24 protein-coding genes are annotated in these 24,264 nt (G+C 39.8%); 8 read left to right on the forward strand and 16 right to left on the reverse strand.

From position 1 onward, the window contains the following. Positions 1-66 precede the first annotated feature (66 nt). Positions 67-1,125 (reverse strand): serine hydrolase domain-containing protein, encoded by a 1,059-nt coding sequence (locus BK584_RS10455; RefSeq protein WP_078392548.1) that lies wholly within the window; start codon positions 1,123-1,125, stop codon positions 67-69. 197 nt (positions 1,126-1,322) lie between these two features. On the opposite strand from BK584_RS10455, the gene BK584_RS10460 reads away from it, so the two are divergent. Then, positions 1,323-2,804: a peptide MFS transporter gene (locus tag BK584_RS10460; protein ID WP_078392549.1), complete on the forward strand. Its 1,482-nt coding sequence runs from the start codon at positions 1,323-1,325 to the stop codon at positions 2,802-2,804. Positions 2,805-2,942: 138 nt separating this feature from the next. Beyond that, complete coding sequence (locus BK584_RS10465) at positions 2,943-3,422, forward strand: GNAT family N-acetyltransferase (RefSeq protein WP_078392550.1); 480 nt, start codon at positions 2,943-2,945, stop codon at positions 3,420-3,422. Positions 3,423-3,557: 135 nt separating this feature from the next. On the opposite strand, the gene BK584_RS10470 is transcribed toward BK584_RS10465, so the two are convergent. From BK584_RS10470 to BK584_RS10495, 6 genes are all read right to left on the reverse strand, one after another. After that, the gene (locus BK584_RS10470) at positions 3,558-4,907 is read right to left on the reverse strand and encodes a GntP family permease (RefSeq protein ID WP_078392551.1); all 1,350 of its coding nucleotides are present in this window, start codon (positions 4,905-4,907) and stop codon (positions 3,558-3,560) included. A gap of 31 nt (positions 4,908-4,938) precedes the next feature. Further along, positions 4,939-6,087: a galactonate dehydratase gene (dgoD, locus tag BK584_RS10475; RefSeq protein ID WP_078392552.1), complete on the reverse strand. Its 1,149-nt coding sequence runs from the start codon at positions 6,085-6,087 to the stop codon at positions 4,939-4,941. A gap of 51 nt (positions 6,088-6,138) precedes the next feature. Further along, positions 6,139-6,765 carry a bifunctional 4-hydroxy-2-oxoglutarate aldolase/2-dehydro-3-deoxy-phosphogluconate aldolase gene (locus BK584_RS10480; protein WP_078395541.1) on the reverse strand — a complete coding sequence of 209 codons (627 nt, stop codon included), beginning with the start codon at positions 6,763-6,765 and terminating at the stop codon, positions 6,139-6,141. Between the two features lie 13 nt (positions 6,766-6,778). Then, positions 6,779-7,732: a sugar kinase gene (locus tag BK584_RS10485; RefSeq protein ID WP_078392553.1), complete on the reverse strand. Its 954-nt coding sequence runs from the start codon at positions 7,730-7,732 to the stop codon at positions 6,779-6,781. 1 nt (position 7,733) lies between these two features. After that, positions 7,734-8,495 carry an IclR family transcriptional regulator gene (locus tag BK584_RS10490; protein WP_078392554.1) on the reverse strand — a complete coding sequence of 254 codons (762 nt, stop codon included), beginning with the start codon at positions 8,493-8,495 and terminating at the stop codon, positions 7,734-7,736. A 415-nt stretch (positions 8,496-8,910) separates the two neighbouring features. Next, positions 8,911-9,549: a TetR/AcrR family transcriptional regulator gene (locus tag BK584_RS10495; RefSeq protein ID WP_078392555.1), complete on the reverse strand. Its 639-nt coding sequence runs from the start codon at positions 9,547-9,549 to the stop codon at positions 8,911-8,913. A gap of 168 nt (positions 9,550-9,717) precedes the next feature. On the opposite strand from BK584_RS10495, the gene BK584_RS10500 reads away from it, so the two are divergent. The 3 genes from BK584_RS10500 to BK584_RS10510 all read left to right on the forward strand — a co-directional run bounded on the left by BK584_RS10500 (position 9,718) and on the right by BK584_RS10510 (position 13,324). Continuing rightward, complete coding sequence (locus BK584_RS10500) at positions 9,718-11,181, forward strand: MDR family MFS transporter (protein ID WP_078392556.1); 1,464 nt, start codon at positions 9,718-9,720, stop codon at positions 11,179-11,181. Between the two features lie 240 nt (positions 11,182-11,421). After that, a complete protein-coding gene (locus BK584_RS10505) occupies positions 11,422-12,357 on the forward strand; it encodes an AEC family transporter (protein WP_078392557.1) in 936 nt (311 codons plus the stop codon). 175 nt (positions 12,358-12,532) lie between these two features. Next, complete coding sequence (locus BK584_RS10510) at positions 12,533-13,324, forward strand: helix-turn-helix domain-containing protein (protein WP_078392558.1); 792 nt, start codon at positions 12,533-12,535, stop codon at positions 13,322-13,324. 249 nt (positions 13,325-13,573) lie between these two features. On the opposite strand, the gene sda is transcribed toward BK584_RS10510, so the two are convergent. Further along, positions 13,574-13,708: a sporulation histidine kinase inhibitor Sda gene (gene sda, locus BK584_RS10515; RefSeq protein ID WP_139365646.1), complete on the reverse strand. Its 135-nt coding sequence runs from the start codon at positions 13,706-13,708 to the stop codon at positions 13,574-13,576. Between the two features lie 1,001 nt (positions 13,709-14,709). On the opposite strand from sda, the gene BK584_RS10520 reads away from it, so the two are divergent. After that, a complete protein-coding gene (locus BK584_RS10520) occupies positions 14,710-16,296 on the forward strand; it encodes a PTS transporter subunit IIBC (RefSeq protein WP_437182770.1) in 1,587 nt (528 codons plus the stop codon). Continuing rightward, positions 16,296-17,102 (forward strand): endonuclease/exonuclease/phosphatase family protein, encoded by an 807-nt coding sequence (locus BK584_RS10525; protein ID WP_078392561.1) that lies wholly within the window; start codon positions 16,296-16,298, stop codon positions 17,100-17,102. Before BK584_RS10520 ends, BK584_RS10525 begins: the two co-directional genes overlap by 1 nt. Positions 17,103-17,146: 44 nt before the next feature. Here the strand turns inward: BK584_RS10525 and BK584_RS10530 are convergent, their stop codons facing one another. The 5 genes from BK584_RS10530 to BK584_RS10550 form a co-directional block, all read right to left on the reverse strand. Continuing rightward, the gene (locus BK584_RS10530) at positions 17,147-17,755 is read right to left on the reverse strand and encodes a response regulator transcription factor (RefSeq protein ID WP_078392562.1); all 609 of its coding nucleotides are present in this window, start codon (positions 17,753-17,755) and stop codon (positions 17,147-17,149) included. Next, positions 17,752-18,828: a sensor histidine kinase gene (locus BK584_RS10535; RefSeq protein WP_078392563.1), complete on the reverse strand. Its 1,077-nt coding sequence runs from the start codon at positions 18,826-18,828 to the stop codon at positions 17,752-17,754. The genes BK584_RS10530 and BK584_RS10535 overlap by 4 nt, the downstream gene beginning before the upstream one ends. A 75-nt stretch (positions 18,829-18,903) precedes the next feature. After that, the gene (locus BK584_RS10540) at positions 18,904-19,590 is read right to left on the reverse strand and encodes an ABC transporter permease (protein ID WP_078392564.1); all 687 of its coding nucleotides are present in this window, start codon (positions 19,588-19,590) and stop codon (positions 18,904-18,906) included. Next, positions 19,587-20,315 carry an ABC transporter permease gene (locus BK584_RS10545; RefSeq protein ID WP_078392565.1) on the reverse strand — a complete coding sequence of 243 codons (729 nt, stop codon included), beginning with the start codon at positions 20,313-20,315 and terminating at the stop codon, positions 19,587-19,589. Before BK584_RS10545 ends, BK584_RS10540 begins: the two co-directional genes overlap by 4 nt. Further along, a complete protein-coding gene (locus BK584_RS10550) occupies positions 20,315-21,259 on the reverse strand; it encodes an ABC transporter ATP-binding protein (protein ID WP_078392566.1) in 945 nt (314 codons plus the stop codon). The genes BK584_RS10545 and BK584_RS10550 overlap by 1 nt, the downstream gene beginning before the upstream one ends. A 133-nt stretch (positions 21,260-21,392) precedes the next feature. Between BK584_RS10550 and BK584_RS10555 the strand changes: the two genes are divergently transcribed. Further along, complete coding sequence (locus BK584_RS10555; RefSeq protein WP_078392567.1) at positions 21,393-21,875, forward strand: VanZ family protein; 483 nt, start codon at positions 21,393-21,395, stop codon at positions 21,873-21,875. A gap of 534 nt (positions 21,876-22,409) precedes the next feature. Here BK584_RS10555 and BK584_RS10560 read toward each other — a convergent pair. The 3 genes from BK584_RS10560 to BK584_RS10570 are packed head-to-tail and all read right to left on the reverse strand — an operon-like array spanning position 22,410 to position 24,251. Next, the gene (locus tag BK584_RS10560; RefSeq protein WP_078392568.1) at positions 22,410-23,231 is read right to left on the reverse strand and encodes a DODA-type extradiol aromatic ring-opening family dioxygenase; all 822 of its coding nucleotides are present in this window, start codon (positions 23,229-23,231) and stop codon (positions 22,410-22,412) included. A gap of 12 nt (positions 23,232-23,243) precedes the next feature. Next, positions 23,244-23,441 carry a 4-oxalocrotonate tautomerase gene (locus BK584_RS10565; protein WP_078392569.1) on the reverse strand — a complete coding sequence of 66 codons (198 nt, stop codon included), beginning with the start codon at positions 23,439-23,441 and terminating at the stop codon, positions 23,244-23,246. 21 nt (positions 23,442-23,462) lie between these two features. Continuing rightward, on the reverse strand, positions 23,463-24,251 hold the full coding sequence (locus tag BK584_RS10570) for a 2-keto-4-pentenoate hydratase (protein ID WP_078395543.1): 789 nt from the start codon (positions 24,249-24,251) through the stop codon (positions 23,463-23,465). Between the last annotated feature and the right edge of the window lie 13 nt (positions 24,252-24,264).

Here is a 24,264-nt window from a genome sequence, read left to right on the forward strand (position 1 = left end):
TTTTGAAGAACCAAATAGAGGTCCTTTTATTGTATTCCTATATCTTTTACGTTCTAGATACGCCTACTAGAGAAGCGATCTCATGTGACTTTTTATGAGATTGTGCAACCGCGGACGCAACCGCAAAATACCTGTTCCCCTTCCAAAATGAACACGATTTGTCAATAAAATAACTTGAAGATCATCAATTGGATCGATCCAAATGCTTGTGCCGGTAAAACCGGTATGCCCATACGAAGAAGCGGAAAATAAATCCCCACATGATGAAGGATTTGACGACTTCAACAACCACCCAAGCCCCCGAGCTTCAGCTGCAAATGGCGTATGATTTTTGGCAGCGAGCTTTAACGTCGGAACGGCAATGATTTCGCGATGCTTAAATAGACCATCATTCGAAAGCGCTGTAACATAGTTCCCCAGATCTGCGACGGTCGAAAATAAGCCTGCGTGGCCACTAATGCCCCCCATAAATCTTGCGTTCTCATCATGTACAACTCCTCTTAGCCATCTCCCGCTTGCCTCATCATATTCTGTTGAAGCAAAGCGATTGAGATCATAATTCGGATTAAAGGCCGTTTCATTCATACCAAGCGGCTCAAATAACTCGCGTTTCGCAAAAACATCCAATCGTTGACTAGCCAGTTTTTCAATTAATTTATATAAAACGATAAACCCTAAATCGCTATAAATGACCTTCCTTCCAGAAGTAGCTTGCAATGGAGTTGCGGCAATAAGATTCAAAATCTCCTTTGGCTCGGTCGATTCTTTATAAAAATCACGACTAGCTGGCAGTCCTGAAGTATGAGTTAATAATTGATGAACAGTGATCTCTCTTTTATCTTCTGTGGCGAATTCTTCAAGAAAAAAACAAACCCTTTCATGGAGATGAATTTCCCCAGATGCGACAAATTTTAGTATTAGCGGTAACGTACAAACGACCTTTGTCAGTGATGCTAGATCAAATACCGTATTCAGATCCATTTTTTCTTTGTCTGGATAAACGACTGCTTCCCCTACAGCGGCAGTCATCAGTTGTTTATTCTCTTGGCGAACACTTATAACAGCACCAGGAATAGACCCACCCTTTACTTCTTTTTCTAAAAAATAAATGACTTCGTCTCTCATTCATTCATCCTCCTTTACAACTACTACAACCACGATCAATTGCACACATCTTTATTCCTGTAGATCAACTTACTTTAAAAAGAATGATAGTAAATTTGTTCCGATTCCTCGAATTATATTGACATATTCATTATACAAGAATACTATTTTTCTCATATCTTTTTAATCCTTTACCATACTGAAAGAAGGTTGCACTTATGTCATCGAATAATCGCAGTGAACCAAGTATTCCTCAAAAAGGTTTTTTTGGTCACCCTAAAGGTTTATTCACATTATTTTTCACTGAGTTTTGGGAGCGTTTCTCCTATTACGGCATGCGTGCCATTCTTTTATATTACTTATACGATACCGTAGCCAACGGCGGTCTTGGCTTTGATCGAGCGACTGCCACAGCCATCGTTTCCATTTACGGTGCACTCGTTTATATGTCAGGTGTACTCGGCGGTTGGCTGGCAGACAGGCTGTTCGGAACAAAGAAAATGGTTTTTTATGGCGGCGTTATTATTATGCTCGGTCATATTGTCTTATCCATTCCTGGAAGCACCAGTGCCTTTTTTGTTAGTATGATTTTGATTATTCTTGGTACCGGCTTATTAAAACCTAATGTGTCCAGTGTTGTTGGTGATCTATATACAGCTGATGATACACGTAGAGATTCTGGATTCAGCATTTTTGTAATGGGCATTAATTTAGGTGCTTTTGTAGCGCCACTCATTGTCGGAACACTTGGACAAAACTACAATTATCATCTCGGGTTTGCAGTTGCTGCAGTCGGCATGTTTATTGGGCTTATTGTCTTTCTAATGACTCATAAAACGTATTTAGGAACGGCAGGTGAATTGCCACCTAATCCACTACCAGAATCAAAACGAAAAAAAGTGATTGTTAGTTTGGTTGGGGGTGGCTTAATCATCCTTACTGCTAGTGCGCTTTTGCTCGCTTACGAAATGGTTACAATTACATTTTTTATTAACGTCGTCAGTATTTTAGGTGTACTGCTTCCTATTATCTATTTTATTGCGATGTACCGTAGCAAGAAAACAACTAGCGATGAAAAGTCACGTTTACTTGCATACATTCCATTATTTGTCGCCGCGGTCATGTTTTGGTCAATCCAAGAACAAGGTGCAACGATCCTTGCACTTTATGCGGCAGAACGAACACAATTGTCGCTTGGGAGTTTCACATTACAAGCATCGTGGTTTCAATCACTTAACCCATTATTTATCATCGCTCTCGCCCCTATTTTTGCATGGCTATGGCTTAAACTGGGCAGCAAGCAACCAGGCACACCCATTAAATATGGCATCGGAATTATCTTTGCCGGAGCCTCATTTTTAATTATGGTGATACCGGCTATGTTAGGCAGCACACAAGTAAGCCCGCTTTGGTTAGTTTTCAGCTTTTTCCTATGTGTTATTGGGGAGCTGCTTATTTCACCAGTCGGCCTTTCCATTACAACAAAGCTTGCACCAAAAGCCTTCTCATCACAAATGATGAGCATGTGGTTTCTAACCAATGCTTGTGCACAAGCGTTAAATGCACAGCTTGCAGGGGTGTTTGACAAAGTATCCGAGGCGACCTATTTTGGCGTGCTTGGAGGTACAGCCATCATTCTTGGTCTTGCAATGTTCGCTCTAACACCGTGGATTAAACGAGCAATGCGCGGTATCCAATGACAGATGAGACGCCAGTCACTTTAGCCTGGCGTCTCTTTTTCTTTCCCCACTCGCTTCATCAATGAACATAAAACAAAGGAATCCATCTCTTTAAGTCGAATTCAATTATGGATCATAACTTTGAAAGGAGTCGATCCAATGAGTGATATGCTTGTGCCTCTCTATCGATTACCAAAGGAAAATGAGCCATCAACTGATTTCAGCATAAGAAGGGCACTCGCCCCAGAAAAATCAATTATTCTTACTTGGGTGAAAGATCACTTTGGTCAAGGCTGGTCTGACGAGTGCGATGTCGCTTTCAGCAACGCACCAGTTACTTGCTACATTGCGATTCAAGACGAGAAATTAATTGGATTCGCTTGCTATGATGCCACAATGAAAAACTTTTTTGGTCCAACTGGTGTAAAAGAAGATGCGCGCGGTCTTGGTGCTGGCAAGGCACTCTTGTTACGTTGCTTCCATTCAATGAAAGAAGCTGGTTACGGATATGGGATTATAGGAGGGGCTGGTCCGGTAGAATTTTATGAGCATACTCTTGGCGCCATTGCCATACCAAACTCTAAACCTGGCATCTACGCAGGCATGCTTCGTTCTACACCGACTAGCGCCAATAGTTAAGGAATAGGTGCTAAACCCCTGCCGCATGTTACAAATCAATGAATAAGGAACCATAATAATTACCACTAATACGAGGAAATTCGTCACCAACCAAAAAACAGCCTGCTAATGCAGGCTGTTTTTCAAACTAGATTTCTATGAAAAGAAAAAGCTCAATCCAAATACAACAAAGAATCCAACTAGACCGATAATTGTTTCCATTACCGTCCATGATTTAAGAGTATCTTTCTCAGACATCTCAAGGAAACGGTTAACAAGCCAAAATCCTGAATCATTTACATGGGATAATACTGTCGCACCACATGCAATTGAAATTGCAATTAACGCTAAAGATGGCTGTGAAAGATCAACCATTTCCAAAATTGGGGAAATTAATCCCGCTGCCGTAATCATTGCGACTGTTGCTGAACCTTGAGCCACTCGGACAAAGGTTGCGATTAAAAACGCAAGCAATACGAGTGGAAACCCTGAAGACGCCATTAGTTCACCCATTGCATCACCAACACCGCTTTGAATAAGCACTTCTTTAAACACGCCGCCAGCTCCTGTAATTAAAATAACAATACCAGCAGGTTCAAGTGCTTTCGTTGTCATCGTTTGCATTTCTTCCTTCGTCACACCACGACGCTTACCTAGGAAATACATCGCTAGCAGTGTTGCAATAATTAAAGCAACAAACGGATGGCCGATAAACGTTACCACATCTCGAAGCATTCCATCTTCAAGAACGATCCCCCCGGTCGTATTTAACAAAATAAGCACCAGCGGGGAAAAGATAATAAAGCATATTAATGAAAATGAAGGTAGCTGTTTTCTTTCTCCAGATTCTTTTTTAGCTTTCTCCGCAATATGAGCAGGTACACCAATGTGTAATTTGTTACCGATGAAGCGTCCAAATAATGGTCCTGCTACAATCATCGCTGGTATCCCGGCTATCACGCCAAACAACAGCATCCAGCCTAAATCAACCCCAATAACAGATGCAACTGCAATTGGACCTGGAGTGGGAGGAATAAAACTATGTGCCACAGCTAGTCCCGCCAGTAGAGGGATCGCATAGTAAAGCAAAGATTTTCCTGTGCGCATTGCAAGGCTATAAACGATAGGAAGCAAGATAACAAGCGCAACATCTAGAAACACTGGAATTGCAACAATGAAACCTGTTAAACCTAAAGCCCATTGCGATCGTTTTTCTCCAAACTTATCAACGAGAGTAAAAGCCAGCCTTTCAGCCCCTCCAGATGTTCGAAGCATTTCTCCAAACATGGCTCCAAGTCCTACTACAATTGCAATAAACCCTAGCGTCCCTCCCATTCCTTCTTCAATGGTCTCAATTAAAAAACTTGGATCCATTCCTGTAAAAAGTCCGATAAAAATACTAGCAATCAAAAGAGCAAGAAATGCTTGCATTTTCGAATGCATAATTAAATATAATAGAACGCCAATCCCAATAATTGTGATTAGTATTAAACCAGTTGCCGACATCCATTCTCCTCCTTCTAGTACAAGGGTCTATTTACCACTCAGCGACACTGTTGTCTTTATGACGCCAGATAGGATTGCGCCAATTATGCCCAGTTTCAGCCATTTTCCGTACATGCGCTTCATTGATTTCAATACCTAGTCCAGGTTTATTCGGAATATCAACATATCCATCTTTGTATTTAAAAACGCTTCCATCTACTAAGTAATCAAGCAAGTCGGATCCTTGATTGTAATGAATACCTAGACTCTGTTCTTGAATAAAGGCGTTATGGCATGTTGCATCAACTTGTAAACAAGCTGCTAGAGCGATTGGTCCCAGAGGACAATGAGGTGCTGCCGCTACATCAAAAGCTTCCGCCATTGACAGGATTTTTTTGTTTTCTGTAATTCCCCCCGCATGAGATAAATCAGGTTGGATAATGTCGGCATACCCATCAGTAAGCAAATTTTTAAAATCCCACTTTGAATACATACGTTCACCAGTTGCAATTGGTATAACTGTGTGGTTCGCAATTTCTCGTAATGCTTCATTATTCTCTGGCAAGACCGGTTCTTCGATAAACATCGGTCTAAATTGTTCTAATTCTTTCGCTAACATTTTGGCCATGGGCTTGTGAACGCGCCCATGAAAGTCGATACCAATACCTACATAAGGACCAATTGCATCACGAATGGCTGCCACATTCTCTAACACCCGATCTATCTTTTCATAGGAATCAATGTATTGCAATTCATCCGATGCATTCATTTTGACCGCGGTGAAACCTTGATCAACAACTGATTTAGCTGCTGCTCCTACATCAGATGGGCGGTCACCGCCAATCCATGAATAGACGCGAATCGATTCGCGGGCTTTTCCTCCTAATAATTGGTGAATCGGCACATTTAAATACTTACCTTTAATATCCCAAAGAGCTTGGTCAATTCCAGAAATCGCACTCATTAGTATTGGCCCTCCGCGGTAAAAGCCGCCACGATACATCACATTCCAGTGATCTTCAATTTGAAGAGGATCTTTTCCGATCAAATATTCCATCAATTCATCCACTGCGGCCTTAACAGTTGCAGCACGGCCCTCGATCACCGGTTCTCCCCACCCGGTAATCCCTTCATCCGTTTCAATTTTTAAAAATAGCCACCTTGGTTGTACTTGAAACAATTCATAATTAGTAATTTTCATTGATAATCATCCTTTATAAGCATTTTTAAATCATTTGTTAAATAACAGGTTTTATTTTTGAACTAATTGGACAAATGTTTTTGCTTTATTTGTTATTTCAAGTAAGTACTCATCAGTTACTTCAGTCTTTGTGTTTACAAGCGAACTTCCGATTCCAAATGCTGTGGCGCCTGCCTTTTGAAAATCAACAATGTTTGTTTCGGTCACACCACCTGTTGGAACTAAAGGAATATGAGGAAGTGGACCCCGAATATCTTTTATGTAACCCGATCCAATGCTTGCTGGAAAAACTTTTATTAAATCTGCACCGTGTTCATAAGCCGTTAAAATTTCTGTTGGCGTATACGCCCCTGGAATGCTTACTTTGCCATAACGTTTCGTCAATTTAATTGTTTCTGTATTGACAGTTGGCGATAAGATAAAATCTGCCCCTGCCTCAATAGCGGACCTTGCTGACTCTGGATCCAAAACAGTCCCTGCACCAATCTTTATTTCACCTTTAAACACTTCTGCCATTTGTTTGATTCCTTCAATCGCGCCAGGCGAATTTAATGTAACCTCAACTAACTGAATGCCTCCTTCTTTCAAAGAATTGCCAATAAGAAGTAGGTCTTCTTTCTTCGCTCCTCTGATAATGGCTATAAGTTTATATGTATAAATCGCTTCAAGTGTATTCATTATCTTCGCTCCTTTATCTGAGAACATCATCATGTTCATTTGCTTCCATGTAGGTTTGCAGTTGTTCTCTTGTGGGCAATCCCTCAATATCCCCGTTTACTTGTGTCACTAGTGCTCCTATTGCACATGCCCGTCTGATGGACTCTTCTATTGTTAATTCATCCAGCAATCCAGAAAGCAATCCTGCTGCAAACCCATCACCAGCTCCGATTGGATCAACAACGTGAGGCACATGAAAAGGAGCTACATATCCACTTTCATGTTCTGTCTCGTAATAAGCTCCTGCTTCTCCAAGCTTAAGGACGACTGTAGCTGCACCAAGCATCTTGCAGTGACCCACGATCTCCACCTCATTCATCGTTCCAAATAGAAAAGTCCCTTCCCCTTTGCCTGGCAATACGATATCCGATAAGCCAATCAAATTTTTTATTAAATCGATACCGCCATTATCATCTAGCAATTTTTTTCGAATATTAGGGTCAAAAACAATCGGTATCCCCGCATCTTTTGCTTTTTGAATAAGAGCGAACACTGTCTCCTCACATGACTTGCTTAAGGCCGGAGTAATACCAGTTAAGTAGAAGTAACGAACATGGGATAAATCTGCATTTTCAATATCTGTAGGCGTCATTTTGCTTGCTGCAGAACCCTTTCGATAATAAAAAACAGATGTTTTTTCTACTGTTGTTTCTTCTTTTAAGAAAAGACCTGTTGGTGCATCCGTTGCCCACTTCACATTTGTTGTGTCTACCCCTTCGCCCCGGACAGCGTTTACAATTTTTGCTCCTAACTCATCCTTGCCAACCCTACTAATCCAACTCGTTTTATGCCCAAGCTTCGTTAAGCCTATTAACGTATTCGTTTCAGCTCCAGCAATGCGCGCCGAAAAATCTGTCGCATACCTTAACTGCCCATTTGTTTTCGGAGAAAATAAAACCATTGTCTCTCCGATACTTATAACGTCCATTTTAGACACCTTCCTTACGTACATATCCAAGCTTTGAAGAAATGATAGTAGACGTTTCCTTCAAGTGCTCAACTATGCGTTTTTCCTGTTTTAACATTCTCTCTTTCGGACCAGCTACACTAATTGCGGCCTGCATGGTACCTCCAACATCAAAAACAGGTGCTGCTAAACAATATAAGCCATCCTCATTTTCCTCGTCATCAATTGAATAGCCCATTTGTGAATATCCTTGAAGCTTTTTTTCTAGTTCTACTTTGCTCGTAATGGTCTGTTTTGTAATCGCTCTTAGTTTAATCGCTTTCATATACCTTTTTCTTTCAGTTTCGGGCATAAATGCAAGAAATGCTTTTCCTAGGCCCGTGCAATATAGCGGTTTTTTTCCACCTAAATAAGCTGACGTCCGGATGGAACGATTGCTATCAATTTTTGCGACATACACAAGCTCTTGTTCAACTAACACTGTCATAAAAACGGTTTCTTCAACCGCTTTCATTAAATCCTTCAAAAATGGGGTACCTAAGGATGAAATATCAAGCGACTCCATTGCAGCATTGCCGACCGGTATTAATTTTGGTCCTAATGTCAATCGATTAAATTGATTGAGTGAAACATAATTCTCGTTCAACAACGTTTTAACTAAACCTGATGTACTACTTTGAGGCATATTGAGTGTTTCACTAATCTCCTTAATCGTCAGGCCACTAATATTCGCGCTCAACAATTCAAAAATTCGCAAAACACGTTCTGCTGATTTTACTGACATAAACAACCTCCATCACATATGTGATTCCAAATCCTATATATGATTCATTTCATCAAAAGAACCTTATCATGGTTCCTATGAAATAACAATAATAAATAAATTCTTCTACAAATTTTGCGCAAACGTCTCGTTATTTGTGCACAGCGCAAGAACGCAAGTTGCCAAGCTAGCGTCCGAACAGAAAAAAAGATGAAAAACTAGCGGCTGGTATGCAAAACAGAACACTCCATTGAGTGTTCTGGCTTTTTTTGTATTACTATTCTCACTTATTTCCTTCCCCACCGTCATTCTTTAAACCTCAACAACAAAAACAATAGGAACCTTAAATTTCAGTGGTACCGGACAGTTTGTGCATATAAATATCAGCTATTAACAGCACTCGTGCTGGCCACCTGTAACAAAAAAACAACCAACTTTATTCGTTGGTTGTTTTTTGCTCCAGTGCACCATCGACCATTGGTAACATTAACGTATCAACAATACGTTCCACATACGCACGATCAAAAGGCTTCCCGATTAAGAAGATACGATACGTAATTAATGCTGGTCCAATATCGGCGAGTAAATCTAGTTCAGTAGATTGAAGTGAATGATCTTTCTTTAAAAAGGGTTTGACAATGGATTCAATCGTCGTGCGATGACGTCGGTAGAAATCATTGTGAAGCCCTTTTTCTAGTTCCTGATTATGAGGCATCGCTGAACCGATCGCAGTCATCGCTTTTTGATAACATTTATTTTCATTTTGAAAAACAAGAGAGAGCATATCAATTAATTGACCACGCAATCCTTGGTCCGTATTCAGGTATTCTTCTAATGTTTCAAATGGACTAACAAACGAGGCCGCATCTATGACTAGTTCCGTTTTAGATGACCACCTTCTATAAATAGTCGCCTTCCCAACCTTTGCTCGCGCTGCAACAGCATCAATCGTTAATGCATCATATCCACATTCTGCAAGTACTTCTAACACGGTCGACAAAATCACTTCATTACGTGAAAGGTCTAGTGGGCGCCCCCGCTTGCTTTCCTCTTGTTCTTCCTTTTGCGTAGACATGGGCTTATACACCTCTCATTTCACACGCCTTACTTCCTGTTTTATTTTATCATTCACATCCTTTTTTTACAATTACGAAACTGTTGCGTTTCATATTTCTTGGTGGTAAGATAGTTTAGCTGAACGATCACGTTCCGTATTTGTATGTAAGGTTAGGAGGAATTTTTTATGGCTGTTATTGGAAGTGGTGGCGGCGCAGCAGAGGAAACGAGTAGACCCGATATAAATCCGATTCCCGTGCTTGCCGTCTTATTATCAGGTGCATTTGTGGCGATTTTAAGTGAAACCATTCTTAACGTTGCACTAAATGCAATTATGAGCGATTTTGGCGTTGCTTCAAGCACGGCACAATGGCTTGTAACTGGATATATGCTTGTTATTGGTACGCTTATACCAATATCTGCTTACTTTATGCAACGTTTTACGACTCGCCAACTTTTTATTACCGCGATGTCTCTTTTTACGTTAGGAACACTTATTTCAGGTTTCAGCCCGGTTTTTAGCGTCCTATTACTTGGTCGACTAACCCAAGCTGTTGGAACAGCTATCATGATTCCACTTTTAATAAATGTTATTCTATCTGTTATCCCCGTTGAACGTCGTGGTGCAGCAATGGGTATGGTTGGCCTTGTTATTATGTTCGCTCCAGCGATTGGTCCTACCGTATCCGGTCTAATTGTGGAGAATTTTACATGGCGTTGGTTGTTTTACTTCATTCTACCGATATCCTTAGGCTCACTTTTCTTCGGAATGAAAGTGTTAACCAATATATCCGAAGTCTCAAAACCAAAGCTCGATATACTCTCATTTGTTTTATCTACTTTCGGTTTTGGTGGGGTTGTTTACGGTTTTAGTGCGGCAGGAAAAGGAGACGCTAGTTTCACAGATCCTCTTGTTTTTTCTTTCTTACTCATTGGGTTTGTTTCTTTACTCTTATTCAGCTGGAGACAGTTAAAACTAGAATCACCTTTACTTGATATTCGCGTGTTCCGGTACCCCATGTTCTTACTTGGGTTAATCCTTGTTATGCTTGTTATGATGACGATGTTCGCAATGATGCTTGTTATGCCCATTTACATGCAAGGGGCTCTTTTATTTAGTGCTATTACAACAGGACTTATTATGCTACCAGGAGGCTTACTGAACGGTGCTATGTCGCCGATTATGGGGCGTCTATTCGATAAGTTTGGACCTCGTCCATTATTAATTCCTGGTACGATTATTCTTGCAGTGATTGTCTTTACGTATCGCTTCACTGTTCCTGGCATTCCAATTTGGCTTGTCGTCGTGCAACAAGCGATTCTAATGATTTCAGTTGCCATGATTATGATGCCAGCCCAAACAAACGGACTTAATCAAATCCCAGAGAAACTTTATCCACATGGTACAGCAATTATGAACACCTTAATGCAAGTATCTGGTGCGATCGGGGCCGCTTTGTTTATTGCCGTAATGGAAAACGGACAACAGGCTTACTTAAGTGAAAATAGCATTGCTGACCCAACTCCAGCGCAAATGGCTGACGCTCTAACTTACGGCTCTCAGCAGAGCTTTTCGACAGGTTTCTACTTAGCACTAGCTGCGATTGTCCTTGCTCTCTTTGTTCGTAGAAGCAGTATAAAAAACAAGTAATCTATAAAAACGTTGTGTCTTTTTAGGCACATCGTTTTTTATTTGCGCATAAAGCGATATTCCATTAACCACTTCTACACATTCGATTTTTAAAGTGCATTAGAATGAATCTAACTGACCTCTCCATTAGTCTTGATAAATGAACGTTCACATAGTTACTATAAGAGAGAAACAAGTACAGGAGAAAAAAGTAACCTTATAATGAAAGTATGAGAGTATTATTCTCGGGAAGGATTTTAAATGGATATTACAACAGTTGTATTAACAATTACGACAATGGCAATCATCATCGTTTTTGGCGCAGCAATTGCAAGTAAAGTGCCAATTACAAAGGAAGCAAAGCAATTGTTTATGACTTTAATCATTAACATAGCTGTACCTTTCATTATCTTAAACGGGGTTTTTAATTCTGATATTACGGAAGGCGTTTTGCGACAAGTACTCATTATCTTCGTTGTCTCGATTCTTTTTAACATCTTCGCTGTTCTTGTAAGTCTACTTGTAGGTCGGATACTTGGTTTTGAGTGGTCTCTTGCAAAAAAACTTGCACTACTTGCAGCAATTGGAAATACTGGATTCATTGGCATTCCCTTAGCAGCAGCAATATTTGGACCCATTGGCGGTTTACTAGCAGCTGTATTTGATGCGGGGTTAGATGTTGTATTATTTTCACTCGGAATCTATTTACTTCAAAGCGATCAACGTTTTCACTTTAAACAATTAAAAGCACTTTTCAATTTACCCTTAGCAGCAATCCTCCTTGGTCTTTTATTTGCAATTAGCGGTCTTCACGCTCCTGTCCTTTTAAAAGATTTATCTAGTATGCTTTCAAGCCTTGCAGCTCCACTAGCAATGCTCTATATCGGCTTTTTACTTCCCCCCTTTTTCAAGAAGAGAGGAAAGATCTTTTTTCAAGAACTTTGGTACCCACTTACTATGCGACTCGTTTTCATTCCGACCATTAGTGTTCTTATTATCGTAGCCATTCCAATGGACAATTTCCTTCAGCAGTTGTTTATCATTTTAACAGCAATGCCCACATTTATGCTTGCTACTGTATTATTTTCACGCTATACAAACGATGAAGAAAAAGCGGTTGTGACAACTGCTGTCTCGACGTTACTGTCACTCTTTACAATCCCTCTCATCGCCATTTTTGCTTCATTCTTTTTGTAAAAGCAATCCCAACAATTGATGTAGCCGCTCTTTTTAAATCATTGTTGTGATTGCTTTAGTCTTTAACCCCTATTTCTACATCATTCTGATTAATCGAGTCATGCATTAAACTTCTCGTATTATTCACTATTTTATGTTACTATTTAACCGAATTTTCTATAAAAGGAGAATACTAATGTCATATCAATCAAAAGAAATTGATCAGGCACTTAACTATATTCAAGAACATTTGCATGATCCACTTACATTACAACGACTTGCAAAAGAAGTTTCCTACAGTCCTTATCATTTTTCAAGGTTATTTAAACGCAGGACTGGTTTAACCCCACTCTATTATGTTTCAACCATGAGGCTCCAGCGTGCAAAAGAATTATTATTAACCACTGATTTTGATGTCCGCGACATTGGAATCGAAATAGGTCAACAGAGTTTAGGTACATTTACTTCTCGCTTCACAAAAAGTGTTGGACTTCCACCTGCACAGTTCAGACAGTCGCTTCATTCAACAAATAACATCGTACATGCATTGCAACAACTAAAGAAATTCCCAATGACCACACTTCATGTACAATCAGAAAACAGTGTTGTAGGAACCATTTCCGCAAATGGACCTCTTCATGGCATTATTTTAGTGGGTTTATTCAATAAACCATTACCAGAGGGGCTACCAGAATATGGGACACTACTCGACTCATTAGGTGACTTTTCCTTTAAAAATGTCCTTCCAGGAACCTATTATTTGATGGCTACTTCTATTTCCTGGGGAATAGAGTCGAAACAAATCCTGCTCCCACATAAGACATTGCGGACACGCATAGCTAAACCGATTATTTTAAAAAATGAGGAGCCTATTGCCCGTCAATACCTTCATCTACACCCACCTCGCCTTGACGATCCGCCGATATTAGTTTCTTTACCTCTTTTGATGCAGTCATTTTTAACACGCATGACTCGTATGAAGGAATAAAAAAATTTAAAGGTATGTCTATGAGAATAGTCAACTACAAACTTTCGACGAAGAATAAATTGATGATTATGCATAAAAACTTACTTACCCTACAAGATGTACGCGTCTCAAGCTTACTTTTTAAATCCAAAGCACCAAGGTAACTTAACTAAAGCGCCCAAACTCGCTACTGATAAAGGTAATAGAAAACGATTATTAACTTCTAATCTGGCAATGACTTTAATAAAAACCATTTCATTTACTCAATCACTAATGCTCTATCTTCAGTTTTCTCCGTTCGATTTCTTCGACTAATAACTTAATAAATTCGTTATCAAGCTTCATCTTTACTGCTTTCTTATAAGATCTTATCAATACTTCATTTGGCAAATCTTTTAGAGACAAGCACATCCCTCCTCTATCAGCTATTTGATTGTTTAAATAAAAGATTCATATTCTTCATCCTGTAACGATGATCTAACTTTAGTGAAAAGAGGAAAAGCCGACATGCACTTTTATCTTTACGATTACGCTTTAAGAACTTTAAACTATGCTGACACCATTGAGAAGGAAAACGTTACTACTTTAACTGGTATTTCTAATGTTAATAGCATTTTTCTCACAAATCAAAATCAGCTCAAACGTTTGGTTTTCAGACTAAACTGAATTCCTTTTTATCGTACCAAACAACATTATCTGAAAACGTGTACTTATTTTATACCGTTTCTTCAGTTTCTTTTTATCATACCATTGGTCATTCATTCAAAGACATATTATTTTAAACGACTCAAAAGCACTACAACATCCTACATCTACCTGCCACAATTCATGCGTTATGCGTGAGACAAAGGTTCACCGAAGGAAAAGAACCGCTGCTTCCTCTCGTTACTAACCTAGACTGTTGAGATATGAATGTGAACCGGGCATTGGAATCATCTTGCCTACCATGCTCTAGATCTATTCTTATAATTGGTCATTCTTTTTATTCCATTTTTTAAGCAAACGATTGCATAAATCATTTACTAATTTATGGTGTAAAAAAAGCAAACGATGATAATAGTTAAAATTTAAACAGTAATTCGCTACTTTCCCTTTATCATTCATAAGAAACATTATATTGATCTAACTAGTATTATCTTTATAATGAAAAAGAAAAGCGTCATACTCAAATGATTCCGTTTTCAAAAAAATGGTTGAAATTAAACAAAAGAAAAGGTACTATTATATTCGTGCAAACGTTTGCTTTAAACAGCATCAACTGAAAGCGTTTTACAAATAGTTGACGCTGCTCTTCTTTAAAATAAAAATGAATAGATAAATACAAGGGAGGATTTACATTGCGTTCATTGTTTAAATTTGATTTCTGGCAAAAACTAGGTAAGGCACTTCTTGTCGTAGTTGCCGTTATGCCTGCTGCTGGAATTATGATCTCGCTAGGTAAAGTATTAGCAATGGCGAGTGGCGACCTAGCACTTCTTATGACAACCGCCATTGTGATGGAAGACATTGGTTGGGCTATTATTAATAACTTAGATATTTTATTCGCCGTTGCGATTGGTGGTTCTTGGGCTAAAGAACGTGCTGGTGGCGCATTCGCTGCATTGCTCGCATTTTTACTAATTAATCGTATCACTGGAGCTCTCTTTCAAGTAAATGTAGACATGCTTGATGATCCAACCGCTACGATTTCTTATTTTGGTCAAGAATTGGTTGTAGGTGATTATTTTACAGCTATTTTAGGTGCGCCTGCTCTTAACATGGGTGTATTTGTAGGAATTATTGCTGGATTCCTAGGTGCAGCGATGTTTAATCGTTTCTATGCATTTAACCGCTTACCGCAAGCGCTCTCTTTCTTTAGTGGAAAACGGTTTGTTCCTTTTGTTGTTATTCTTGGTTCAGTCGTTGTTTCATTGGCACTTGGACTAATATGGCCAATGATTCAATCTTGGTTAAATGCCTTTGGAGAATGGATTGCGACATCACGCGAAACCGCACCTATCATTGCTCCATTTGTATTTGGTTCACTAGAACGACTACTCCTCCCATTTGGACTTCACCATATGTTAACGGTCCCAATTAACTATACGGAGCTTGGTGGGACGTATACGATGCTAACTGGTACGAATGCTGGAAGCCTCGTTGCTGGTCAAGATCCCCTTTGGCTTGCATGGGCAACTGACCTTGCTAACTTACGTTCAGCCGGGGATATGGAAGCTTATCATGCACTAATGAACGAAGTTACGCCTGCCCGTTTTAAAGTTGGACAAATGATTCTTTCTTCAGCCGCTCTTATCGGTGCAGCTGTTGCGATGTACAAAAATGTAGATTCAGAGAAGAAAAAGAAATACAAGCCAATGTTCTTATCTGCAGGTCTTGCTGTCTTCTTGACTGGGGTAACAGAGCCTATTGAATTTTTATTCTTATTTGCTGCCCCACTTCTATTCGGTGTTTATGCTGTCATTACTGGACTTGCATTTGCTGTTGTTGATATCATAGACATTCGAGTTCATTCATTTGGTATCATTGAGTTCATTACAAGAACGCCAATGACTGTTTCAGCAGGTTTAACAATGGATATTGTAAACTTCTTAGTTGTAAGTGTGATCTTCTTCTTCTTAACATACTTTGTGTTTAATTTTATGATTAAACGTTTTAATATGCCAACACCTGGTCGCCGAGGCAATTATATTGAAGATGCTGCTCCTACTGAAGCAGACAAAACAGAAGAAAACAGTCTCTCAAAAGTAGACAATCGAGCAAATAAAGTAATTGAACTACTTGGTGGAAAAAGCAATATTGAAGATGTAGATGCGTGCATGACTCGTTTACGTGTTACAGTTAAGAATGTCGACACTGTTGCTCCAGAAGAAGACTGGAAGAAACAAACGCAAGCGCTCGGGTTTATTAAAAAGGACCAAGGTGTCCAAGTTATTTATGGACCAAAGGCTGATATTATTAAATCCGAAGTACAAGATGAACTAGGAGAGCACTAATGGAATTAAACCTTTTAACGCTGAATGTGCATGGATGGGCAGAAGAAGATCAGCTTAAAAAAATAGATATTCTTGCAGAGGCCATCGCACAAAACCGATATGATATTATTGCAATGCAAGAGGTGAATCAACCAAAGGATAAGCCATTTATAGATAAAACAAACACAATTCGCGAGGGTAACTATGGTCTTGCCCTCCTTTCTGCTCTTGAGAAAAAAGGAATGACTGATTATACACTGGAGTGGGCCTTCTCACATTATTCATTTGGCATCTATGAAGAAGGTGTGGCTTTTCTCACACGTCATTCAGTGAAAGCAAAAGAACAATTCTTTATCTCTAAAAATAAAGTGGCAGAAAACTATAAAACGCGTGTTATTCAAAAGCTGACATTAGCGATTGCTGAAAAAGAGATTGATGTTTTTACATGCCACCTTGGTTGGTGGCATGACGAAGAAGACCCAGCGGAACAACAACTACAAGCACTATTAAAAGAAGTAGATACTCGTTCCACTTCATTCTTAATGGGTGATTTTAATAATGACGCGTCGCTCGCTGGGGAAGGGTATGATTATCTTCTAAAACATGGCTTAAAAGATACGTGGAATCTTGCCACAAAACGAAGTGGAGAAGCAACCATTCGTGGCAAAATTGCAGGCTGGAATAACAACCGTGGAGACCTCCGCATTGACTACATCTTTGCCCAAGGAAACATAGATGTACCTTCTCACCACGTTATTTTTGATGGTGAAAACAGACCCGTTGTCTCCGATCATTTTGGAGTTGAATGTACCGTTACGTTAAAGTAACGAATATAGAAAAAAACTCTTCCGCACACTAGAAGAGTTTTTTTCTATTCTCTTTTCCAATAATAGATTGCTAATTGCGTACGATCTCGAAGTTCTAGTTTTTCTAAAATAACGGATAATGTGTTTCTAACAGTTCCTGTGCTTAGGTAGAGCTTATCAGCTATTTCTTTATTTGAGAGTCCCTCTCCAACACAGCTCACAATTTGTTTTTCTCGATCAGTCAATTCCTGCAAGTGCGCATGCTTATCGAAATGTAATAACTGGTTTAATACACTTTTATCTAGTACTGATCCACCCGAATGTAATGCGCGAAGTTGAGTGGCCATGTTTTCTGCATCAGATGATTTTAATAAGTAACCAGATGCTCCAACTTGGAGCGCACGTCGAATGTTTTTCTCGTCTTTAAACGTTGTTAACATCATTACATATACATGAGGCCACTCTTCTTTAATCCTCTTCGTACACTCAATTCCGTCCATTACAGGCATTCGGATATCCATTAATATCGCATCAGGTACCTTTTTTTCACAGTGTCTAAGTGCTTCCTTTCCATTAGCAGCCAGAGCAATTACATGTAAATCATTCTCTTTATCAAGTAAGAGTTTTAAACTTTGTCTTACTAATGGGTCATCATCTACAATCAATACGTTCATTGCTCTGCCTCTTTTCCTTTCGTTAATGGCAATACACATACAATAAGAAACCCTGTTTGGTATGACATTGATAAACTTCCACCAACGGACCTTGCTCTTAATTTCAGATGACGGAGACCACTCCCTTCATTTACTTTATTCGTACGATTCCCATTGTCCATAATTGACAGTCTGACAAGCGCTTCAGTCGCATCAAGTTGCACGATAATGTTTGTGGCATCACTATGTCTAACCGTATTTGTGAGCGCTTCCTTTAAACACGGTTCTAAGATACTCCAGTATTGAACAGGGATTGAATTCATATCACCAGCTTGTTTCATCTCCACATGTATATGGTTAAATTCCTCAATAATTTCAGTTAATCGATCAGCCCCTGTACGCATGACAGGAGTCATATCATGGACCGTGTCCCGCAGCATCAGTGTGCTCCGCTCAATGCGTTTCTTCACCTGGTTTAGCATCTCTTCAGCTTCAGATCCATCAAGATGTTGAAGTGCATCCATTGCCAATTTCGCCCCAGTTAGGTCATGACCTAGATGATCGTGCAATGCCCGCGCAATTCGATTTCGTTCCGATAGTTCAGCTAAATGAGCGGTTTTTTTATTTGCTTCCAATAATTCATTCCTTATTTGCTCCAAATCATAGCGTGCGTGCCTTTCACGATCCGCTTCAGCAGTATACACCCCCCGTTGTTTTTCCCATTCCGTAACGAGAAAACCAATAAAAGCCGCTTGAAAGACTAACCAATATCCAAGTGGAGAATGATTCGTTAAGACCAAATAAAAAAACAGACAGAAAACAAATAAAACCCATTTTCTTGTTTTTACACTTTCAAAAATAGGTAATATGAATCCATATACCGCACCACTCCAAAAAGGGGTAAATACTAGGCAGAGTGCAATATCAATAAAAATGGTCCATGGAGGCATTTGAAAGCGAAATCGCAGACTCGCAAGAAGAGCGAGCAACACAATAAACAAAAAACTGCCCTCTAAAGTGTCTTGATAGAACCACATGCCGAATAAAAAAATGACATTAATAAAACGCCAACTCGTTACAAGACCACTGCTCATCCTTCAACACCCCCTATATTTCTAACTATAAGTAAAACAGGCCTTCAGCTCAAGCGCTGAAGGCAGAACAATGAGTTAGCCAATTCTACGGATACTACCGACAATAAGCAACAGCAGCGAATAAACACATAAAACACTATTGATGAAAATAAAATCAATTGCATCACCGCCGTGAACAATCCATTCTATGCCTTTGTATAACCAGTAAGTTGGTAGAACAACAGATAGTTTTTGTATCCATTCGGGCAACATTTCATACGGAACGAGTAAACCGCCGAGTAACGAAATGAGGATAATAACAGACATAAAAATAAGAAAGGACGATTCCCTACTTCTATAAAACGAATTCCATGCCAAAGCTAAAGCAATAGCAGTTACACTAAAAGCAAGATAAAGGATAAAGAGCAGGAATGGTTGATACAATTCTTGACCATATAATACCCCACCAACAATGACAACTACACACTGACCAAGCATAATTGTCGCAAAAGCAAGCAAGTTTTCCAACAAATAACGGAAATGGCTAATGGGTGCTGCAGCTACCCGCTTAACAACACCTTTCTGTCTATCTTCTAGCAATAGACCCGTTAAGCGAATAGCAACAAACAAGATGAGGACGCCAAAATACTGATACCCAAGTGGCATAGATGGCCAATAGGCTTGAGATGGTAGAAAGATTGCGGCTATAGGAAAAAACATGAGAAACAAAAGATTGGTCTTATCACGAAAGCTGCGTTTTAACGCAAACGTATACACAGTCATGGCATCCGCCTCCGTCCTACTACCAGCATAATGACAAACGTAAGCACAATGAGGGAGACAAGTGTGAAAACAGACTGCCACGCTTGAGTCATTTGTGAAAGTCGATACGCATCCACAGATTGATAAGCAATGGTTAAGGGATTTAAATACTCATTAATTCCATTGATTAAAGCTAGATCCGGCATTGGAAAAAACATACCAGCTAACACAACAGCACCAACACCGTAAACTTCACTTAACCGTTCAGCAATTTTAAAGTTTTTTACTGCAAATGTAAAAATCAAACTTACATTAATGGAGAGCAACGCAATTAATGAAACAATAAATATTGACCAACCAACACTTCCCCATTCCACATCAAAAACAAGACTTGTGTATACGATTAAAATCAGCCCAAGAACGATGGAATAAATCGTACCTGCCAACATGATGGTGAAGCCATACATCGTTGAATTCATGGGTAATGCTTGAATCCGGAAACGCATTTGTGTAAAGAAGTCTAGGTGGATATAGGACATAACAATTGCTCCACCAAATAGCTGAAACAAAAGAACCATTTTCACGGACGTTTCATCCAATAGAAGCATGCCCTCTTGTTCAGCTCCCGCTAACACCATTGAAAAAATAGTTACTAAGATGAGCGGTACGATAAGAAGAAGCAATAGCGTGATATAGTCTCGCATCATTCGAAGCGCCGTAAACCGCAACGTATAAAATGCGTTCATTATTCTTCCTCCTTATCTCGCAACTGCTTGCCAGTCAAAGTCAAAAAAACATCCTCTAAATTTGGTTTCTCTGCATTGATGCCTATCACTCCACTGGTTTCTTTCACAATAGAAAGCGCTCTGTCCAACGTACCAGAACCCATTAATGAAATGAGATTAATTGAATTCCCCTCTATTTGAACATGTTTAACTCCCTTAAGTTGTTTCAACCGTTCTTCCAACCCAACTATTGGCGCGTCTACTTCAATCGTCATTTTCTCCTCATGCTGTATCGTTGCAATCAATTCTTTTACTGTACCTTCCTTAATAATTTGCCCTTGATCAACAATAACTACTCTAGAAGCAATCGCTTGAACTTCTTCCATATAATGAGTGGTGTAAAGAATGGTCGTTCCTTGATCCCGGAGTTTTTTTACGGTTTCTAAAATATGATTGCGCGATTGAGGATCAATACCAACTGTCGGCTCATCCATAATAAGCAATTTTGGTTGATGAGTGAGTGCACAAGCAATATTTAACCGCCGCTTCATTCCACCCGAAAACTTCTTGGGTAGCTTATTCGCGTTCGATGATAGACCTACAAACTCCAGAGCCTGTAAAACTCTCTCTTTCCGTACTTCTCCTTTTAAACCATACACACCAGCAAAAAACTCTAAATTTTCTTTTGCTGTTAGTTCTTCAAATACTGTCAGTTCTTGAGTAACTAACCCAATTTGTTGTTTTATTTCATTCCGGAATACGTTCTCTTCTTCTCCAAATAATGTAATCTTTCCTTTATCAAAGGGGATGATACCAAGTAATGTGTGGATTAATGTGGTTTTACCTGCTCCATTTGGTCCTAGTAAACCAACAATTTCTCCTTTATATACATCAAAATCAATGTAATCAAGAGCCAATTCACTTCCATAACGTTTTACGATACCTTGCATTGATGCAAGAGCCATAATAACCCTCACCTCTCTTGTTTTATTCTCTTTAGTATTCGCTATAACCATTCAATTGAGTAGTGACATTTGTCACTGAACTTTATGCTAAAATAAAACATTGATTCTACCTTTGAAAGGTTGTTTTAGACGAATGAAAGAGTTACGCGTTTTCATTTCATGGACTTTCGTTTTGCTTTGGATGGCTTTGATTTTTTACTTATCTCACCAGCCGGGGGATGAATCTGCATCACTTAGTGGCGGCGTTATGGAGTTCGCTTTAAGTTTAATAAACAGGTTGATGCCTGGCATTCATTTAGCCGAGGTAGAGTGGTTTCACACGTTCATCCGAAAAGGAGCTCATTTTGGTGCTTACTTCATTTTAGGCCTATTGGTTATGAACGCACTTGGACGAAGTGGCGTCCTAGGACGAAAACGCGTTCTTTTAGGTATTATTACTTGTACTACTTATGCTATTTCCGATGAATTTCATCAGTTGTTTATTCCTGGGCGAAGCGGTCAAGTTAGCGATGTACTAATCGATAGCTTAGGGGCATGTGCTGGTATTTTCTTTTTCCTAGCGATAGCTCGACTGAGTAAAAAATCATCAGCAAAAAAACAAAACGGGGCTTATTGATAGAAAGTGTCTGGAGTAACGACTTGGGCTTGGGCTTTCGGTCCTGAGCTTCTCCTCCTGAACCCTGAGCTCCTCCTCTCGTACCCTGAGCTCCTCCTCCCGAATCTTGAGCTGCTCCTCTCAAATCCTGAGCTTCTCCTCTCGTACCCTGAGCTCCTCCTCTCGTATCCTGAGCTCCTTTCTCAAATCCTGAGCTCCTCCTCCCGAATCCTGAGCTCCTTCTCTCTAACTCTGAGCTCCTCTCCCTTATCCTGAGCTTCTTTTCCGAATCCAGAGCTCCTTCTCCTAATTTGAGCTCCTACCCCTGTATCCTGATCTCCTCCCCCTTATCCTGAGCTCCTACCCCTGTATCCTGAGCTCCTCTCCCTTATCCTGAGTTTCTCTCCCTTATCCTGAGTTCCTCCTCCGAATCCCGAGCTCCTTCTCCGAATCCTGAGATTCTACCCCCTTATCCTGAGCCCTCCCTCTCGCACAAGAGTTACCTTCATAAAAAAACCTTGCAGATAATCCACAAGGTTTGTTGAATTGATGCGTTTAAGCTTCAACCGCATTTTTTTCTTTTCTAAATGTCATTATAGCATTGCCACTACCGGAGGACTGGGCATATGATTTAAAGTCAGGCTTGTAATTGATTCCGAGTATACCGAGCATCATAGCTAAGTGGCGGCCCCCACCCTCAACTCCTGCATTATTTGCATATTGAGGCAACATTGAAATCATTGATTCATAATCACGGTCGAGTGCGTAATTAATAAATTGTTTATCGAGAGCTTGTTCTGAAATTGTTGGCATATTATGCCGTCCACGAACAAGATTATGCGCTAAAGCTCCACTAAAAATAAAAACTGTCTTTTTACCAGATTCATCAATTACATGTTTAATTGTCTCTCCCCATTTACGTGACTCTTCTAGACTAGCAGCCTCTGTAATAGAAAAACTAACAATCGGTACATCCGATTTTGGAAGTAAATAGCGGAGGGGGACAACCGTTCCGTAATCCCATACATAGGTTGGGTCATCAATTGCTGTTACCGGAATTCGTGCGCGTTTGCCTGCTTCAACGATTTGAAGCGCAATTTCACGATCTCCAACATGCTTGTAACCAACATCTGAAATAATATCGGGACATTCAAATGCAGTTAAGATGCCCTCATGACGATCTGCTACGTCAACATAATGATTAAATGTCGATAACCAATGACAAGATACAATGCAAATAAGATCAGGGTTTAACGCATCAATCTCTTTCGCAATATTATCCATCTCATCTACCATCCCCTCTTGAAACGGCGGAATGTTCTCTCGATGACAAATGCTCGGAACATGGGCAGCAAGAACACCTAACTCAACAGTCATTGTTTCTCCCCCTTAGTTCGATTGATTTTTTTTATAACCAGATTCTCCGCCAATACCCCAATGCGTTTTTGGCAGCTCCGTCACAAGAACACGAATGTTTTCTTTCGGAGATCCTAGCGTCTCTGCCGTCGTTGTAGTTAATTCATGAATTAATTCTTCAATCTTCTCTTCAGGTCTTCCTTCCATAATGGACACTTGAATAAGCGGCATTCTCTTCAATCCTTTCACCAGTTAATCTACAAAAGAAAACGAAACCTCCCCAAGGCCATCCCATTTTGCATAAACAGTATCCCCTGATTCCACAAGAATGGCTTCAGTAATCGCTCCAGACAAAATGACTTCGCCTTTATGCAATTTTTCACCCGATTTTGCTAACATATTAACGAGCATTGCTACAGCATGAGCAGGGTGCCCGAGCACTGCCGCACCGGCTCCTGCCGCTTTTAGCTCCCCGTTTATTTCAAGTGTTGTGCCCACTAATGCAAGATCAAGTTCGTTAGGAAGCTTGATTTTGTCGCCAATAACAACTTTTGAAGAAGAGGCATTATCTGCAATAACATCTGGCAATGTAAATTTGAAATTTTCATAGCGGCTGTCAATGATCTCAATGGCAGGGACAATATACGCTGTTGCCCGTAACACTTGAGCCGCAGTAATGCCTGGTCCTTCAATATCTTCACCTAAGACGAAGGCAATTTCCGCTTCAACTTTCGGGTGAATCAATTCTTTACGAGAGATGTTGCTTCCACCCTCATGAACCATATTAGAGAAAATATAACCGTAAATGGGATCCTTCACATTCATCTGGTCCATTTTCGCTTTGCTTGTAAGCCCCATTTTTGGCCCAACAATTGTTAAGCCTTTTTTAAGTTTCAGATCGACAAGGTCACGTTGAATTTTATACGCTTGATCGACCGTTAACTCTGGCACCTTTGTCTCTGTAATGCGCTTTACATCATGGACATTTTCTTCTGCTTCTAATAAAAAAGTAGCTAATTTTCTCTGTAAAGTTGCTTCCATTTTCACCGCTCCT

The sequence above is a fragment of the Shouchella patagoniensis genome, assembly GCF_002019705.1.
GTDB lineage: Bacteria > Bacillota > Bacilli > Bacillales > Bacillaceae_D > Shouchella > Shouchella patagoniensis.

Bases quoted from the DNA above. Each gene is read 5' to 3' on its own strand.
- BK584_RS10455 (WP_078392548.1), bottom strand. From the start codon at position 1,125: ATGAGAGACGAAGTCATTTATTTTTTAGAAAAAGAAGTAAAGGGTGGG.
- BK584_RS10460 (WP_078392549.1), top strand. From the start codon at position 1,323: ATGTCATCGAATAATCGCAGTGAACCAAGTATTCCTCAAAAAGGTTTT.
- BK584_RS10465 (WP_078392550.1), top strand. From the start codon at position 2,943: ATGAGTGATATGCTTGTGCCTCTCTATCGATTACCAAAGGAAAATGAG.
- BK584_RS10470 (WP_078392551.1), bottom strand. From the start codon at position 4,907: ATGTCGGCAACTGGTTTAATACTAATCACAATTATTGGGATTGGCGTT.
- dgoD (WP_078392552.1), bottom strand. From the start codon at position 6,087: ATGAAAATTACTAATTATGAATTGTTTCAAGTACAACCAAGGTGGCTA.
- BK584_RS10480 (WP_078395541.1), bottom strand. From the start codon at position 6,765: ATGAATACACTTGAAGCGATTTATACATATAAACTTATAGCCATTATC.
- BK584_RS10485 (WP_078392553.1), bottom strand. From the start codon at position 7,732: ATGGACGTTATAAGTATCGGAGAGACAATGGTTTTATTTTCTCCGAAA.
- BK584_RS10490 (WP_078392554.1), bottom strand. From the start codon at position 8,495: ATGTCAGTAAAATCAGCAGAACGTGTTTTGCGAATTTTTGAATTGTTG.
- BK584_RS10495 (WP_078392555.1), bottom strand. From the start codon at position 9,549: ATGTCTACGCAAAAGGAAGAACAAGAGGAAAGCAAGCGGGGGCGCCCA.
- BK584_RS10500 (WP_078392556.1), top strand. From the start codon at position 9,718: ATGGCTGTTATTGGAAGTGGTGGCGGCGCAGCAGAGGAAACGAGTAGA.
- BK584_RS10505 (WP_078392557.1), top strand. From the start codon at position 11,422: ATGGATATTACAACAGTTGTATTAACAATTACGACAATGGCAATCATC.
- BK584_RS10510 (WP_078392558.1), top strand. From the start codon at position 12,533: ATGTCATATCAATCAAAAGAAATTGATCAGGCACTTAACTATATTCAA.
- BK584_RS10520 (WP_437182770.1), top strand. From the start codon at position 14,710: ATGCCTGCTGCTGGAATTATGATCTCGCTAGGTAAAGTATTAGCAATG.
- BK584_RS10525 (WP_078392561.1), top strand. From the start codon at position 16,296: ATGGAATTAAACCTTTTAACGCTGAATGTGCATGGATGGGCAGAAGAA.
- BK584_RS10530 (WP_078392562.1), bottom strand. From the start codon at position 17,755: ATGAACGTATTGATTGTAGATGATGACCCATTAGTAAGACAAAGTTTA.
- BK584_RS10535 (WP_078392563.1), bottom strand. From the start codon at position 18,828: ATGAGCAGTGGTCTTGTAACGAGTTGGCGTTTTATTAATGTCATTTTT.
- BK584_RS10540 (WP_078392564.1), bottom strand. From the start codon at position 19,590: ATGACTGTGTATACGTTTGCGTTAAAACGCAGCTTTCGTGATAAGACC.
- BK584_RS10545 (WP_078392565.1), bottom strand. From the start codon at position 20,315: ATGAACGCATTTTATACGTTGCGGTTTACGGCGCTTCGAATGATGCGA.
- BK584_RS10550 (WP_078392566.1), bottom strand. From the start codon at position 21,259: ATGGCTCTTGCATCAATGCAAGGTATCGTAAAACGTTATGGAAGTGAA.
- BK584_RS10555 (WP_078392567.1), top strand. From the start codon at position 21,393: ATGAAAGAGTTACGCGTTTTCATTTCATGGACTTTCGTTTTGCTTTGG.
- BK584_RS10560 (WP_078392568.1), bottom strand. From the start codon at position 23,231: ATGACTGTTGAGTTAGGTGTTCTTGCTGCCCATGTTCCGAGCATTTGT.
- BK584_RS10565 (WP_078392569.1), bottom strand. From the start codon at position 23,441: ATGCCGCTTATTCAAGTGTCCATTATGGAAGGAAGACCTGAAGAGAAG.
- BK584_RS10570 (WP_078395543.1), bottom strand. From the start codon at position 24,251: ATGGAAGCAACTTTACAGAGAAAATTAGCTACTTTTTTATTAGAAGCA.